This is a genomic window from Holdemanella sp., assembly GCF_056804935.1.
The window spans coordinates 1-16,560 of the sequence record NZ_DBMEXE010000015.1 but is presented as its reverse complement, the minus strand read 5'-3'; the positions used below and the strand labels follow the sequence as shown (position 1 = coordinate 16,560).

Annotated in this window: 14 protein-coding genes; 13 read left to right on the top strand and 1 reads right to left on the bottom strand. The window is 35.4% G+C overall.

Annotation, left to right across the window (positions count from 1 at the left end; genetic code table 11):
- A partial coding sequence (locus ACZQCL_RS01625) for a class I SAM-dependent methyltransferase (protein WP_482481677.1) occupies nucleotides 1-784 on the bottom strand: 784 nt, incomplete at its 3' end.
- Nucleotides 785-870: 86 nt separating this feature from the next.
- Between ACZQCL_RS01625 and ACZQCL_RS01620 the strand changes: the two genes are divergently transcribed.
- From ACZQCL_RS01620 to ACZQCL_RS01560, 13 genes are all read left to right on the top strand, one after another.
- Nucleotides 871-2,052, top strand: coding sequence for a hypothetical protein (locus ACZQCL_RS01620; RefSeq protein ID WP_227992250.1), 1,182 nt, complete (start codon nucleotides 871-873; stop codon nucleotides 2,050-2,052).
- A 5-nt stretch (nucleotides 2,053-2,057) separates the two neighbouring features.
- A complete protein-coding gene (locus ACZQCL_RS01615; protein ID WP_333881824.1) occupies nucleotides 2,058-2,204 on the top strand; it encodes a hypothetical protein in 147 nt (48 codons plus the stop codon).
- Between the two features lie 99 nt (nucleotides 2,205-2,303).
- On the top strand, nucleotides 2,304-4,481 hold the full coding sequence (locus ACZQCL_RS01610) for an ATP-dependent helicase (protein WP_333881825.1): 2,178 nt from the start codon (nucleotides 2,304-2,306) through the stop codon (nucleotides 4,479-4,481).
- Between the two features lie 9 nt (nucleotides 4,482-4,490).
- Nucleotides 4,491-6,485: an NAD-dependent DNA ligase LigA gene (ligA, locus tag ACZQCL_RS01605; RefSeq protein ID WP_419032564.1), complete on the top strand. Its 1,995-nt coding sequence runs from the start codon at nucleotides 4,491-4,493 to the stop codon at nucleotides 6,483-6,485.
- Nucleotides 6,472-7,542: a CamS family sex pheromone protein gene (locus tag ACZQCL_RS01600; protein WP_227992255.1), complete on the top strand. Its 1,071-nt coding sequence runs from the start codon at nucleotides 6,472-6,474 to the stop codon at nucleotides 7,540-7,542. The genes ligA and ACZQCL_RS01600 overlap by 14 nt, the downstream gene beginning before the upstream one ends.
- Before the next feature lie 9 nt (nucleotides 7,543-7,551).
- Nucleotides 7,552-7,845, top strand: coding sequence for an Asp-tRNA(Asn)/Glu-tRNA(Gln) amidotransferase subunit GatC (gene gatC / locus ACZQCL_RS01595; RefSeq protein WP_333672239.1), 294 nt, complete (start codon nucleotides 7,552-7,554; stop codon nucleotides 7,843-7,845).
- A 1-nt stretch (nucleotide 7,846) separates the two neighbouring features.
- A complete protein-coding gene (locus ACZQCL_RS01590; RefSeq protein ID WP_482481673.1) occupies nucleotides 7,847-9,220 on the top strand; it encodes an amidase family protein in 1,374 nt (457 codons plus the stop codon).
- A gap of 2 nt (nucleotides 9,221-9,222) precedes the next feature.
- Complete coding sequence (gatB, locus tag ACZQCL_RS01585; protein WP_118114526.1) at nucleotides 9,223-10,644, top strand: Asp-tRNA(Asn)/Glu-tRNA(Gln) amidotransferase subunit GatB; 1,422 nt, start codon at nucleotides 9,223-9,225, stop codon at nucleotides 10,642-10,644.
- 74 nt (nucleotides 10,645-10,718) lie between these two features.
- A complete protein-coding gene (locus tag ACZQCL_RS01580) occupies nucleotides 10,719-11,357 on the top strand; it encodes a hypothetical protein (protein ID WP_118114527.1) in 639 nt (212 codons plus the stop codon).
- Nucleotides 11,358-11,390: 33 nt separating this feature from the next.
- Nucleotides 11,391-12,185 carry a Type 1 glutamine amidotransferase-like domain-containing protein gene (locus tag ACZQCL_RS01575; protein ID WP_482481671.1) on the top strand — a complete coding sequence of 265 codons (795 nt, stop codon included), beginning with the start codon at nucleotides 11,391-11,393 and terminating at the stop codon, nucleotides 12,183-12,185.
- Nucleotides 12,186-12,341: 156 nt separating this feature from the next.
- Entirely contained in the window at nucleotides 12,342-12,860 is a 519-nt protein-coding gene (locus tag ACZQCL_RS01570) for a winged helix-turn-helix domain-containing protein (RefSeq protein WP_117570896.1), read from the top strand.
- Nucleotides 12,861-12,920: 60 nt separating this feature from the next.
- Entirely contained in the window at nucleotides 12,921-15,335 is a 2,415-nt protein-coding gene (locus tag ACZQCL_RS01565) for a glycogen/starch/alpha-glucan phosphorylase (protein WP_482481669.1), read from the top strand.
- A gap of 67 nt (nucleotides 15,336-15,402) precedes the next feature.
- Nucleotides 15,403-16,503 carry a GGDEF domain-containing protein gene (locus tag ACZQCL_RS01560; protein WP_482481667.1) on the top strand — a complete coding sequence of 367 codons (1,101 nt, stop codon included), beginning with the start codon at nucleotides 15,403-15,405 and terminating at the stop codon, nucleotides 16,501-16,503.
- Nucleotides 16,504-16,560 lie beyond the last annotated feature (57 nt).

Here is a 16,560-nt window from a genome sequence, read left to right as displayed (position 1 = left end):
GTCCGCCTTTTTCTTTCTGAATGGATCTTGATAAAGCTTCATTTAATGTTGAACAACTAAATCCAGTTGTATAGCAGTTCACAATAAAGAATAGCGCATCATCGCTTAAGATCTTCATACATTCTTGAATTAATGGGAATAATTCTTCTTCTAATTTCCAAAGTTCTCCATTAGGCCCTCTACCATAACTAGGTGGATCCATTACGATACCATCGTATTTTCTTCCTCTTCTTTGTTCTCTTTTAACAAATTTAATACAGTCATCGACAATAAAGCGAATCGTATGATCTTGTAAATTAGAAAGTTGCATGTTTTCTTTTGCCCATTGAATCATACCTTTTGAAGCATCAACATGCACAACTTCTTTCGCTCCAGCTTTTGAACAAGCCATGGTAGCTCCACCTGTATAGGCAAATAGATTTAAGATTCTTAAATCATCACGCTTCGATTCTTTGATCTTATTGGCCATAAAATCCCAGTTGCTGGCTTGTTCAGGGAATAGTCCTGTGTGTTTAAATCCAGTTGGACTAATTTTAAAACGCAATCCCTTATATCCAATTGTCCAGAATTCTTTAACAGGCTTTTTCATTTCCCAATGACCACCACCCGATTTAGAACGATGATAAACAGCATCGGCCTTATTCCATGCACGCTCATCTTCAATTGGCCAGATTGCCACAGGATCCGGTCTTCTTAGAATCGTTTGATTCCATCTTTCTAGTTTTTCTTTATTTCCAGTATCAATAACTTCATAGTCTTGCCATTCTTTAGCAATTTGATTCATACTTAGTTCTCCTTTAACCGCTTTATTATAACATACATTTGCCAACTATGATATAATAGAGTGTGACTCTAGAAGGAGGTTTTAACATGTTTGTTCAAATGATTTGTAAAGATCGAAATGAAAAAGAAATGAATGAATTGTATGAAGTTTTAGGCCTTATCGCAAGACGAGAAGAAGTGCAAATTGAAGATCGTTATGATCATGTTGATATCTTGGTTTGTCCACAAGGAAAGATTGTTGTGACAGAAGAAGATGGTGATATGGTTTTACGTGCCAATACCCGTCATGCAGGCCCAGGCTTTCATGCGTTTGTAGTAGATATATTTAAAGATATTCAGGAAGAAGTTCCTGGAGAATATGAACTAATGGATGATATGGAATTTGATAAGGATGAAGATTTTGATCGATTAAGTTCTATGTATGAGGATGAAATGGATTATATTCGTGGTGTTCTTTTAGAAAATGAAGTGATGCGTCAACAGAATTATATGTATGAAGAAACTTACTTCTTGCCGCTTCAAAAGGAAGATCGTATCCTAACAAGTCAGGGAGATTTGGATTTAAAAGAATTTAAACATATGAATACTCGCGACTTAATGGATTCTTTCTATGTTTGGAATGATTGGGAAAGAGATGCCAAATTCTATAAGAATTGTGCGTTGACTTTACTTGCCAAAGAGGGTGTTGGTAAATACACTTTAATGAATGAAACAACCATTAAACATGCCAATGATATTTGTGAATATATCGAAGCTGCTTATGAAAAAGATCATACAATTGATTTGCCTTTAGATGTATATGCAGATTTGTGTGAACAATTGGATCGAGAAAATAAATTGCAGAATGCCAAAAATATGGAGCAGGAAGCCATTCAATATCGCATTAAAGAAGTGTATCACTTATTTGAAGATGCAAGAGTTGTTGCCAGTGGTGCCGCAGAAAGAAGCTATGATCCAGTAAATCAAGCCTTATGTTTGATGTCTCCATATACAGATGAAGCACAATGGGATTGGTTGATTCAGGCCAGTAAACAACCGGGTATTGTCACAAACTTAGATCATATTATGGAACAAGATCCAATCCAATATGATAAGAAGACAATTTGGATGGATTCATGGCAAGAAGATGGTATCTATGTATTAGAAGCTGTACTTCGCTACAAAGAAAAATTCTTATATTTCCACGATGTATGTGCCAAGGAAAAGGATTTAGCTTTCTTAGAACAATGCATTAAGGAATCTGGTTTTACGAAAACGCAACAAGACTAGATAAAGTGTTAGAAAAGACAACAAAAGTACATGGCTATTCACCTGTTGATACGTTGTTGATGGATTATAGATTTGTGCCTTCTGTGTTAACGCTAAAACATAAGAAGCTAGAAATTGTCAAAGCGATTGCGAAGGGTTTTACCAATAAATAAAGTAAATACGAAAGTATTCGTTTCCTGTGGTTTTGAGTGCTCATATTTCTGAGCACTTTTTTTGGGTTTATGGTAAAATTGATACGGTGATTAAAAATTATGAGTAACTCAATATTAGATACATTAAATGAAAATCAAAGAACGGCTGCAACGACAATTAACGAACATGTTCGTATTATTGCGGGTGCTGGTAGTGGGAAAACGCGTGTCTTAATGGCACGTATTGTTTATTTGGTCCAAGATTGTGGTATTTTACCAAATCGTATCTTGGCTATCACATTTACGAATAAAGCGGCAAATGAAATGAAAACACGACTCACAGCGCAACTAGGCAGTATGGCAAGCGTAGTCCGTATTTCAACCATTCACTCTTTGTGCGTAAGAATGCTTAGAGAAGATGCGGATTTGATTGGTTATCCAAAAACATTCGCAATTATGGATCCAGAAGATCAAAAGGCTATTTTAAAACCAATTTATAAAACATTAGAAGTGGATAAAACAACGATTTCTTATAATCGTGCACTCGGTGCCATTAGTGCTTATAAGACAAACTATATTGATCCACAAATGGCAGGTAATATGGCAATGGATGATGTCAGTATTACTTTAGCTAAAATTTATGCCGGTTATGAAAAACGTCGTAATGAAATGAAGGCTATGGACTTCGATGATTTGTTGCTAGAGGGACACCGCTTATTAAATAGCGTATCTTCTGTTCGTGAGAAGTGGCAAAACCGTTTAGACTACATCCACGTAGACGAGTTCCAGGACGTGGATCCAATTCAATATGGAATTATTAAACTACTAACTGGAAAGAATACACATTTATGTGTTGTAGGAGATCCAGACCAAACTATTTATACTTGGCGTGGAGCCAGTGTTGACATTATTTTGAAGTTTAATAAAGACTTTGAACCATGTAAAACTGTAATTTTGAATGAGAACTATCGTTCAACACAGCCAATTCTAGATGCTTCCAATGCAGTTATTAAATACAATAAGGAACGTATTGATAAAGATTTATACACAAAACTTCCTGGTGATGAAAAAATCACAATGTTTGAAGGTAAAGAAGATAGTGAAGAGCCAATCTTTGTGGCTCGTCAAATAAATGAAAAGCACAAAAAAGGTTTAGAATACAAAGATATGGCGATTCTTTATCGTTCGAACTATTCTTCACGTGCTTTTGAACGTATCTTTAAATCGGTCGGCATTCCATACGTAATCTATGGGGGTGTTCGTTTCTATGAAAGACAAGAAATCAAAGATGCCCTATGCTATTTAAGATTATGTACAAACCGTAACGAAGAAGATCCAGACCAAATGGCATTAGATTTAGCTGTACTACGTGTGATCAATGTACCACGCCGTGGTATTGGTGCACGTACAATTGAAAATCTTCAAAAACAAGCCGCAGAAAGACATATGAATTTATATGATGTCATGAAAGATCCAATTGGATTAAGTACGGCGGTTACGAAGAAATGTGAAATGTTTGTAGATTTAATTGAAGATCTACGTGAAAATAGAGAGCATTATGCGTTAGAAGATTTCTTGGATTATGTATTAGATACAACAGGCTATATTTCGATGTTGAAAGAAGATCGAGAAAGTGGTCAGGACCGTATTGATAACTTAAAGGAATTAAAAGAAGACATTGCCCAAAGTATGATTGAAGATCCAGAAATGACTTTAGAATCTTATTTACAAGATATTGCCTTGTTTACGGATAAAACACAGGAAACAAGTGAAAATACAGTCAGCTTAATGACGGTACATGCCGCAAAAGGACTAGAATTTGACACAGTATTCTTAGTTAACTTTAACGATGGTGTATTCCCAAGTTCTAGAGCATGCGATGAAGGTGGTATGAAGGCATTAGAAGAAGAAAGAAGACTTCTATATGTTGCGATGACACGTGCTAAAAAAACACTATATATTTCTTGGAATACAGGCTTTAGTTATATGCAGGATGCGTTTAAAACACCAAGTCGTTTTAGAGCTGAAATCCCAATGGAATATATTGAACAAGAAGAAAAAGAAGAAGCACCAAAACACCCAAAGGTTGTCGTGTCTCAATCCTTAACAGGAAGACCATCTAAGCTTGGTGCGAATAAAAAGAAAATACGTTTACGTAAAGGGGATGCGGTTGAACATACGATTTATGGTCAGGGTGTTGTGCTTGAAATACGTGGGGATGTCGCAACCATTGCCTTTGGTCATACGATTGGTGTGAAAAAATTAAATGCATCACATCCTTCTTTAAAGAAAGCCTAGGTGAGTATGATGGATGAAAAGGCAAGAATTTTAGACTTACGTAAAGAATTAGAAAAATATTCCATTGAATACTATGTCTATGACAATCCAAGTGTGACCGATCAAGAGTATGATCGTTTGATGCAAGAATTAATGGCATTAGAAGAAAAGCATCCAGAAATGCAGGATGCGAATAGTCCTAGTCAACGAATCATTGGGTCTGTACTTGAGGGATTTGAAAAGGTTACGCACGATTCACAAATGTTGTCCTTAGGCAATGTGTTTAATAAAGAAGAAATTGAAGAATTTGTTCAAAGAATATCGGAAAGCGTTTCAAATCCAGAATTTGTCGTAGAATGCAAATACGACGGACTTGCGATGGCATTATTATATGATGATGGTAACTTTACTCGAGCTGTGACCAGGGGTGATGGAATAGTTGGAGAAGATGTTTCAAACAATGTTAAAACCATCCTTTCCATTCCTATGCACATCCCTGAAACGCGACATGTTGAGGTTCGTGGTGAAGTGTATATGCCTAAGGCAAGCTTTGAACTATTAAATAAAAGACAAGAAGAAAAAGGGTTAGCCCCTTTTGCGAACCCAAGAAATGCAGCTGCAGGAAGCATTCGCCAATTGGATTCCAGTGTGTGTGCAAGTCGTAAATTAGATGCCTATTGGTATTACTTCCAGAATGCGTCTGATTTTGCGGTACAAACACAAGAAGAAGCTTTAGAAGCAATGTCTAAGATGCATTTTAGGACAAATCCATTGCGCAAAGTTTGTACAACCGTCGATGAAATTTGGCAATTTATACAGGAAATTCAAGAAAAACGTGAGGATCTACCTTATGAAATTGATGGTATGGTCATTAAATTAAATAATTTAGCCGATCAAAGAAGACTTGGAAGCACGGCTAAAGTACCGCGTTATGCGACTGCCTATAAATTTCCAGCACAAGAAGTTTTGACACGATTAAAAGACATTGTCATTACAGTAGGGCGTACCGGAAAAATTACGCCTAATGCTGTGTTAGAACCAGTTCGTGTTGCCGGAACCACAGTGAGTGCGGCTCAGTTACATAATGAAGATATGATTGCCAATAAAGATCTTCGTATTGGTGATATTGTTGTTGTTCGAAAGGCTGGAGAAATTATTCCGGAAGTGGTAACAAGCGTACCTGAAAGAAGAGATGGCACACAAGTGCCATATCATTTCCCAACAACATGTCCAATCTGTGGTTCCCATTTAGTACGACTACCTGATGAAGCGGCACACTATTGTATCAACCAAGATTGTCCTGCTCGTGTTGTCGAAAGTATGATTCATTTTGCGTCAAGAGATGCGATGAATATTGATACTTTGGGTGATAAGAAAATTGAGCAATTACACGAATGGGGTTATTTAAATTCGATTGAAGATATTTATTTTTTAGATCGTTACTATGATGAATTGATTGAACAACCAGGCTATCAAACCAAGTCGGTGGATAAGCTTCTTGAATCGATTGAAAATAGTAAAAAACAGCCATTGGGTGTCATCTTATATGGACTTGGAATTCGTCAGGTTGGTAAAAAAGCCGCAATGATTTTAGCTGAACAATTTGGTGACATCGATACTTTAATGCATGCAAATATGGATGATTTAGTTACGATTCATGATATTGGTTTAATTACAGCCCAAAGTGTTGTAGCTTTCTTTAAAGAAGAAAAGAATCTTCATTTAATTGAAGTATTAAAACAAGCTGGATGTAATTTTACACAAGAAAAGAAAAAAGTTGTACAAAGTCGTTTCACAAATAAAACATGTGTATTAACAGGAACTCTAGAACATTATACGCGTAATGAGGCAAAGGCCATTTTAGAATCTTTAGGTGCGAATGTGTCTGGTTCTGTATCCAAAAAGACAGATTATGTCATTTATGGTACGGCTGCAGGATCTAAGCTTACAAAGGCACAAAGCTTAGGTGTTATGACAATGAGTGAAGAAGAGTTTGTACAGGAGGTAGAAAATGCGAAAGAATAAATTAGTATTGGGTTTACTCGCTTTATGTTTATGCGCTTGTTCTACCGGAAATAAAAATCAGGCAAACGCATTGGATGAAGATTCATATCAAGCTATTTTACCCTATGAATCTAGTGATACTAGAAGTAAACATGTAGGTTTGATTCAAAATACAGATTTGCGTGTCGAAATGGAAAGTGGATTGATGGATCTATCGAAAAAGTATTTTTCACCAACTACGGTGGGTTATAAGACACATCAATTCTTAGATTATGATGAATTGGATGCGACAGACGGTTCAAGAGGATTATTAGGAACGGTTCGTGATGGAAATCCAAATGGTCTAAATCCAAGTGCCGATGAAGAATTTGATACGGGAAATGGGATTGTAACAAATGCGACAATTTTAGTGGACTTGTATGAATTAGATTGGTACACAAACGATAATCTAAAAGGAATTTCATTAGGTCTTGTCGTAAATGGAGAATTAAGCGCATCCGATGGTTCGAGTGTAGAAATTACAGATGAGAAGATGCAAAATTATTTGGAAGTGACTTTTTCTAAATTAGCTTCCTATATGCATGAGCGTTTTAATGAAATCAATAAGAATATTCCAATCTTTATAGCGGCTTATCGCTTGGATGATTCAAATACAACTGGTAAAGGTGGCTATATGTATGAAGGATATTATAAGGGTGGACAAGGAAGTTTTACTTCCTTAAGTCAAGAATGGACACTGGTTCCAAGCTCACGCTTTACAGATTTGGATTCATCAGCTGCAACGGAGTTTGCGTCTTTCAAAGAAGAGATTTCAAGAGTTCTTCCAGATAACACGTATATTACGGGTGAGGCTAAATTTGAATCTAAAAAATTAAAGAAATTAAATTTGACAATTACAGCACACGGAAAGACAGCCGGAGAAATCTTGGCCGTGGTTGAGGATGTAAAAGATCAGATGGATACATTTAGTTCAAAAAAATGTGACTATTTGATTACCGTTCTAAATGATGATACAGTGTATGCATTGATAGAGAGAGCATCTGGATCAAGTGAATGTAATGTGATCAGTAAGATATAGGAGGAGAATATGGAAAAGTTCAGTACAGAATATTTTCACAAATTGGCAAACGATTTGAAGTTTGATTTGAGTGATGAAGAAATCGAAGAATTGAAAAAAGATTTCGTTGCCGTCGAAGAACAAGTATCCCTTTTTGAAAAAGTGGACACAGAAGGCGTAGAACCTATGGTCTATCCTTTTGAAGCACCTACAACATTCTTAAGAGAAGACGTTGTAAGTGATGTATTAACGCAAGAAGAAGCGTTGACGAATGTAAAAGATGCGCGTATGGGACATGTTCACGTTCCAAAGGTGGTGAAGTAAGATGGAAATTTCAAATTGTGTAAATAAAAATGTGGCTATTGAAAAAATCAATGCGGCTCAACCAAAATTAAATGCCGTAGTAACTATGGTGGATGAAGCTGATAACACAAAGGAAGGAAAACTTTCAGGTGTTCCAGTCGCATTGAAAGATAACATTTCTACTTGTGGTATTCGTACAACTGCAAGTAGCCGTATTTTAGATAACTATGTTCCTGTTTATGATGCGACAATCGTAAAGAAATTAAGAGAAGCAGGAGCTGACTTTGTATGCAAGGCAAGTATGGATGAACTTGGTATGGGTGGAACCAACAAGAATGCCTACACAGGTGCTGTACACAATCCTTATGATCTAGACTGCATTCCAGGTGGATCAAGCGGTGGATGTGCTGCTTTAGTTGCCGCAGGATGTGTACCTTTGGCTATTGGTACAGATACAGGGGATAGCGTTCGAAAACCTGCTGCATATTGTGGTGTTGTTGGGGTTAAACCAACATATGGACGTATTTCACGTTATGGCATCATTCCTTATGCGAGTTCATTAGATCATGTTGGATATTTTACAACAAATGTAAAAGATGCTGCATTAGCTCTAGAAGTACTTGCCGGTCGTGATGATCATGATATGACTTCAAGTTATGAAGCTGTTGGTGAATATTCTAAATTATTGAATAGTGATCTAACAAACAAAACAATTGGTGTATTTAAAACCGTAATGGATGAAGTGAAAAACGAAGAATTAAAAGCTCAATTTAGTACTTTAGTTTCTAAATTAGAGGAAAAGGGAGCTAAGATTGTTGAAGTGGAAATGCCAAAAGAATATATGGAATTGATTGCACCTGTCTATAAGACAATTGCGAATGCAGAAGCAACAGCTAACCATTCAAATCTGGATGGTATTCGTTTTGGAATGCGTGAAGAAGGTCAAGATTTAGAAGAAGTCATGACAAATACTCGTACAAAAGGTTTCTCAAGCTATGTTCGTGCCCGTTTCGTGATTGGTTCATATTCTTTGTTTGAAGAAAATCAAGATCGTTTATTTAGAAAAGCCCAAAAGATTCGTCGCTTGATCGTTCAAGCTTACGCGAAGATGTTTGAAGAATGTGATGCTGTATTAAGTGTTGCAGCACCAACGATTGCACCATTGATCAATGAAAGTACAAATGTTCGTTTTGGCGTATCTAGTTTTGCCGAAGAACACATGCAGTTACAAAATTTCTCTGGTTATCCAAGTATTACACTTCCACTAGGAAAAGTAGATTCTATGCCTGTGGCTGTGAATTTAACTTGCAAGCCTTTTGAAGAACAAAAAATGTTTGATGTATCTAGTGCGATTGAAGAATGCACAGGTTTAAAAGGACAATGTTTGGAGGGATAGTAATGAATTATTTTGTGACGATTGGTATTGAAATTCACTGTGAATTAAAGACAAATACAAAAATGTTCTCTGGTGCTCCTGTGCGCTTTGGAGAAATCGCAAATACATGTACAAGTGTTGTGGATTTAGGACATCCTGGATGCTTACCATGTGTAAATAAAGAGGCTGTAGCCTTAGCTATCAAGGCATGTACAGCTATGCATTGTGATCTTGAAACATTGGTTCGTTTTGATCGTAAAAACTATTACTATTCAGATTTACCAAAAGGATTCCAGATTACGCAACAGTTCCATCCAATTGGAACAAATGGATATGTAGAAATTGATGTGGATGGAGAAAAGAAACAAATTCGTATCGAACGTATTCATATGGAAGAGGATACCGCAAAACAGTTCCATAAAGATACAGGTACATATATTGACTTTAACCGTGCTGGAACACCATTGATTGAAATCGTATCAAAACCAGATATGCATAGTGCTAAAGAAGCAGCCGCTTATGTGGAAACACTTCGTAAAAATCTTTTATATCTAAATGTCAGTGATGTTAAGATGGAAGAAGGAAGTATGCGTTGTGATGTCAATATTTCTTTGAGTAAAGATAAAGATACTTTGGGAACAAAGACAGAAATCAAAAACTTGAACTCCATTGCGAATGTGCAAAAAGCGGTTCAAGCAGAAATAGAACGCCAATCTGCATTATTGGATGCTGGTGAAAAAGTAGAACAGGCGACTCGTCGTTATGATGAAGCACAAAAGACTACAATTCTAATGCGTAAAAAAGAAGGAAATGTTGACTATAAATATTTCCCAGAGCCAAATATTTTCCCAATTCAATTAGATCTTGACTGGGTTAAATCGATTCAGGATAATCTAGAAGAGCTTCCTGATGCTCGTTTAGCTCGTTTCATGAAGGATTATGAATTGAGTGAATATGATGCAGGTGTATTGGTTTCTGATCGTGAAATGGCTGATTTCTTTGAAGAAGTATTAAAATCAACAAAATTTGCGAAAAAAGCATGTAACTGGATCATTGGAGATGTTTCAGCTTACTTAAACAAAAACAACTTAAGTTTTGCGAAAGTACCTTGTTCAAGTGAAAACTTGGCTAGCTTGATCAATGTGATCGAGGCTGGAGAAATCAGTGGAAAACAAGGTAAAGTTGTATTTGAAGAGGTTATGCAAGGAAAAGATCCTAAGAAGGTTATCGAAGAAAAGGGTATGAAACAAGTAAGTGATGATGGTGCTATTTTAGCTATCGTTAACAGTGTTTTAGATGCCAACCCTCAATCGATTGAAGACTTCAAAAATGGTAAAGATCGTGCCGTTGGATTCTTAGTAGGTCAGGTCATGAAGGCGAGTCGTGGTCAGGCGAATCCTAAGCGTACAAATGAGTTGATTCAAGAAGAATTAAAGAAAAGATAAAAGTCTGATTCATTCAGACTTTTAATGTTTTTAGGTACTGTGTTATAATAAATACGTTATTAGGAGGTTTTTTAATGGCCAAGATGAAGCGTAGAAGACATACGTCCAATAAACCTACAGGTCAAGGACACAAGCTTGTATGGTTTACTGTTATTATAATTATGATTCCTGTTGTGATTGTAGGATATGTTTTGTTGACAAGTTTAGGTGGACAAAATCGACCTGTGGAAGGTAGTCGTTTTTCAAAAGCGGATTTAGATCCTGCCATCACAAAAGACAATATCTCATCTCTTGAGAGTGCTTTAGGAAACATTGATAATGTAGAAAAGGTAAGTGTGAATTTATTAAGTGCAACACTACGTGTACATATTGATCTAGTAGATAGTGCAACGGATGATGTGGCGAGTGCAGCACTTGATAGTGCATATAATATTGTGAATGAACAATTGCCAATTGATACATATTTTACAAATAAAGATAGTTCAAAGATGTATGATCTAGAAATTGATTCTTATAATTATTTGATTGATGATACACATACGGCAGATGGCTGGACATATTTAAAATTGACAAAGACCGGAGCAAGCGATGGTCCTGTTACAGATAATATGACAACCGCAAAAGATCCTGAGCTTTCAAATCAATTAAAAGCGGCAAGTGAACAGATTCAACAAAATATCGCAAATGCGCAAAATGAAGATGATGGACAATAAGAGTCCATCTTTTTTCTTGAAGGGAGCCCAAAAATGAAATTATATATTGATGAGAATAATAAAGTAGTCACTATCCATGAGGCAACGAGTGATATGAAGTGTTTTGAAGAGTTTGAAAATAGGAAACCCTATTCTTTTGATGGAGTAAAAGAACTTGAAAATTGTATTCATCCTATTCATGTCTTATTGAATACGAGTATGATCGATGAAAAGTGGATTTATATGAATTTAAAATCATATATATCTAAAAATGATCGTGTCTGTATCCTTGCATTTAGCTTTTTTAATGATACTAAAAATGAGTCTGATTGGAATAAACAGTATGCGCCTGGACAAGGGATATGGTATCGCTCTAATCAAGATGTATTCTACAAGTATGGCATTGGTCAGGAACAAATAGTATGGGTCAATTACTTTAAAGATTCGATGGATGAAATGAAGGAAAAGATTTTAAATAGTTCCATTTTGATGTTGACAGGTGGAGCTCCTGATTTAATGATGAAGCGAATTAAAGAAAAGAAATTAAAGAAGTTAATTAAAAATTATAAAGGAATTATGATTGGATATAGTGCAGGAGCCATGATTCAGCTTGACTCTTATCACATAAGTCCGGATGAGGATTATCCAAAATTTTTGTATCAGACAGGTTTAGGTTGTTTATCTGGTTTTGCGATTGAACCTCATTTTAGAAGGAGTAAAGTGCAGCTGCAAAGTATTGAAAAGGTAAAATCAGAGAAACACATTCCTGTGTATGGCATCTATGAAGAGGGTGGAATGATTATTGATTCAAGCATTAAATGCTTCGGTAAAATAGAGAAATTTGAGTAAAAAATCATTAAAAGGTACTATATGTTTGCACAAATTAATTGAAAATTTGCACAAATTAACAAAAAGTTAGTTTTTAATGTTAAATTCACATAGATATGGGATACTATTGATATGAGCCAAATGTGAAATGGTTAGCTAAAGGAGATAAGTATACATATGAAGTTTTGTAAGTTGATTACAGAGGTTGATTTAGAACTGCTCGAAGAGTTAGTCGATAATGGATATCCTGTGGATCGCATTGAAGAGAACGGGCAGGTTTACTACAAAACACCAGCTATGTTATGCCAAAATTTAAAAGTGAATGATGAAGTGAGAAATTACAGCAACGGTTTGATTTCAATGTCCATTGAAAATGTTCGAAAGAAAAAGGGGTTATATAGAACGGGGAATCTATTGATTGATATGGATTCTAACATTATCCAAAAGGGTAAAGAAAAAATCTTTATTCCTAAGGCAAGTTTTACAATAATTTCAACACTGATGGACGTTCCTCACAAAACTGTATCTAGATCGGCGTTGGTTTTTTACTTGGAACAGGCGTATCATCACGAAATATTGGATAACACTTTAACGGTTCATATCGCTTCAATTCGTCGCCTTTTGGGTGATGAATACATCAAAACCCATAAAACTGTTGGCTATTTTTGGGATTTCGATGTTTTTAAAGTGGGATAAAGTTGAAAAATGGCTTGAAAGAAAGGTATAATGTAAAGGTGTTGGAAGGAGATTTAGATTATGCCACATCTATTTGAGTCTAAAGATAGTTTTAAGGAAAGCTTTAAAGATGCTGTTTCTGACGCCTATGGACGTGATTTTGAAGATACATATCCTGAAGAGAGATATATTGTCCTAGGTAACATGATTCGTGATTTTGCCGGAGAGCATTGGAGAGAAACTAAAAATGCGATCAAGAAAACAGAATCAAAACAGCTTTATTATTTTTCTATGGAATTCTTGATGGGTCGTTTAATGACTAGCAACCTAATGAACCTAAACATCTATGATGTTGTTAAAGATGGTTTAAAAGATTTAGGTATGGACATCAATGAAATGGAAAACATTGAAAGTGATGCAGGATTAGGAAATGGTGGTTTAGGAAGACTTGCCGCATGTTTCATGGATTCATTAGCATCTCTTGATTTGCCAGGACATGGTAACTGTATTCGTTACCGTTATGGTTTGTTCAAACAAAAAATTGAAAACAACCAACAGGTTGAATTGCCAGACTGCTGGTTAAAGAATGGTAATGTTTGGGAAGTATGGAAACCTCAACATGCCGTAAAAGTTAAATTTGGCGGTTACGTAGATGGATACATGGATGGATATGGAAAATTCCATGCTCAACATCATCCAGAATTTGTCGTACGTGCTGTACCTTATGACGAACCAATCGTTGGATATCATACAACAACCACAAATACACTTCGCTTATGGGATGCAGAAGTTGATGAAGATTCTGTAAACTCAGGTGGATTAAATGAATATTTGAATCAAGTAACAGCTATTACAGCAAATGTATATCCTGATGATTCAACAATCGAAGGAAAACGTTTGCGTTTAACACAAGAATATTTCTTTGTATGTGCTGGAATTGATCAAATTATTCGTTCACACTTACGTGTATACCCAAGCTTAGATAATTTAGGTGATAAAGTTGCGATTCAGTTAAATGATACACACCCTGTATTAGTTATTCCTGAATTAATGCGTGTATTACTAGATGATTACTTCTATGACTGGGATGATGCTTGGAATATCGTGACAAAGACTGTTGCGTATACAAACCACACAGTTATGGCAGAAGCACTTGAAAAATGGCCTCAAGACATGGTTCGTTCATTGTTGCCACGTCTATATATGATCATTGAAGAAATCAACCGTCGTTTCAAATATGACGTAGATCACAGAGGACTATGTGGAATCTTCAACAATGTTTCAATCTTAAAAGAAGGACAAGTTCACATGGCTAACTTGGCTGTTGTTGGTTCTCACAGTGTAAACGGTGTTGCGAAACTTCACTCTGAAATCTTAGTCAATGATGTATTCAAAGATTTTGTGACAATTTATCCAGATAAATTCAATAATAAGACAAATGGTATTACTCACCGTAGATGGTTATTGTTCTCAAACCCTCAATTGACTCAGTTGTTAGAAGAAACAATTGGAGATGAGTTCAAGACAAATCCAGAAAAATTAGAAGATTTAATGGCACACGTTGAAGATGAGGCTTTACAAGCTAAATTCATGGATGTGAAATTAGAGCGTAAAAAGATTTTGGCTGCCTATGTAAAAGAAAACTTAGGTATTGATATTGATGTGAATTCAATCTTTGACTGCCAAGCTAAACGTCTTCACGCATACAAACGTCAATTATTAAATATCTTCCACGTTATGTATTTATACTTAAGAATGAAACAGGATCCTTCATTTAGAATTTACCCTCGTACATTCTTCTATTCTGCAAAAGCAGCAGCAAGTTATGATTTAGCGAAGGAAATTATTAAATTGATCAACATGGTTGCCAATGTTGTTAATAATGACCCAGAAATTTCTAAATACATGAAGGTTGTCTTCATTCCTAACTACTCTGTATCTATTGCTGAAATCTTATTGAATGCGGCAGATGTTTCTGAACAGATTTCTACGGCTGGTAAAGAAGCAAGTGGTACAGGAAACATGAAGTACATGATGAATGGTGCAATCACTCTTGGTACACTTGATGGTGCTAACGTAGAAATCGTTGAGCGTGTTGGATACGAAAATGCAGAAATCTTTGGTTTACATGTAGAAGACATCAATGAACTTCGTCATGAAAACTCATACAACGCATGGAACCTATATAATTCAAGCTACAATATCCGTATGGTAATTGATTCACTTAAAAATTGTACATGGTCAAATGATCCAAACGAATTTAAGTTGATCAACAACGACTTAATGATGCGTAACGATGAATTCTTCGTATTAGCTGACTTTGATGCATATGTATATGCTCAAGAAAAAGTACAAGCTCGTTACATGGACAAGAGTCGCTGGGCTAAGACAATGTTAGTAAACATTGCCAAATCAGGATATTTCTCTAGTGATCGTACAATTAGCGAATACGCTAAAGAAATTTGGAATTTAAAACCATTGTCATTTGAAGACTAATTAAAAAAACAGATCATATTTACCGAACAAGGGTGATATGATCTTTTTTTCATGGTAGAATGGTTTTATGAATGAAATTCTTTTTGCGGAAATCTACTATATATGTGTAGCTATCATGTTGATTCTAGGCTTTAAAACCTATCATTCCATGATGAAAAACAGTCAAAAAGTTAGCTTTTTGGCAGTTGTCTTTGTACATATATTATATTTCCAAACTGATTTAGTACGAATGACGACAAATAGTCAGGACCTGTTTCTAACTGAAATGAGCTTCTTGTTCTTTTCGCTATGCACACTTTCCTGGTTTAATTACATCCAAACAATGCTTGATATTCATTATGAAAAGAAATCGCAAACACTCTTTGCGATGCTTCCTGTGATTATAAGTGTTGTATTATTGTTGATAAATACATTGAATGGGTGTTTATTTCAAATCGATTCATATGGAAATTTTCAAGAAGGACCACTCTATATTTTGTATGTATTTATAAACGATCTCTATTTTATGGTTGGAGCCTATCAAGCTTATGTGTATAGCCGTAAGGCAAAGAATTATCAACAAAAGAAATCAAATCAAATTTTAGGCATTTATATGGTGTCACTATTGTTGATTGGCACAATGCAAGATTTTTTTCGCGACATTCCTGTTTTTTGTGTAGGAACTAGTCTTAGTATCCTTATTGTGTATATTAGTTTGGAAGAACAAATGATTTCTATTGATCCATTAACACAATTGAATAACCGTAATCGTATGGAACAGTATTTATTTGAGTGTGTAAGAAGTCAAGATTTAAATATGTACTTGTTAGTGCTGGATGTGAATAGATTTAAGAAAATCAACGATGAGCATGGACATGCGCAAGGGGATTTAGCATTAAAGGCCATTGCGAACTGTTTAAAAGAATCTTGTATTGAAAAAAGTGATTTTATTGCTCGCTATGGTGGGGATGAATTTGTGATTGTGTATAAAGGAAATGATGTAGAAGGTTTGTGCCAAAGAATTCATGCGTATATAAAAAAACTATCTTTTCCGTTTGATTTAGATGTGAGTATTGGATGTGCACCATATCACAAAGATATACATAAATGGAATGATTGGTTTATTGAAGCTGATAAACAATTATATAATGAAAAGAAAAAATTGAAAGGGGCTGTAACGAGTAAGTAAATTTTATTACTTATGGAGTTCAGCTCCTTTCTTTTTTTGATTAGCTTTAATATAAAT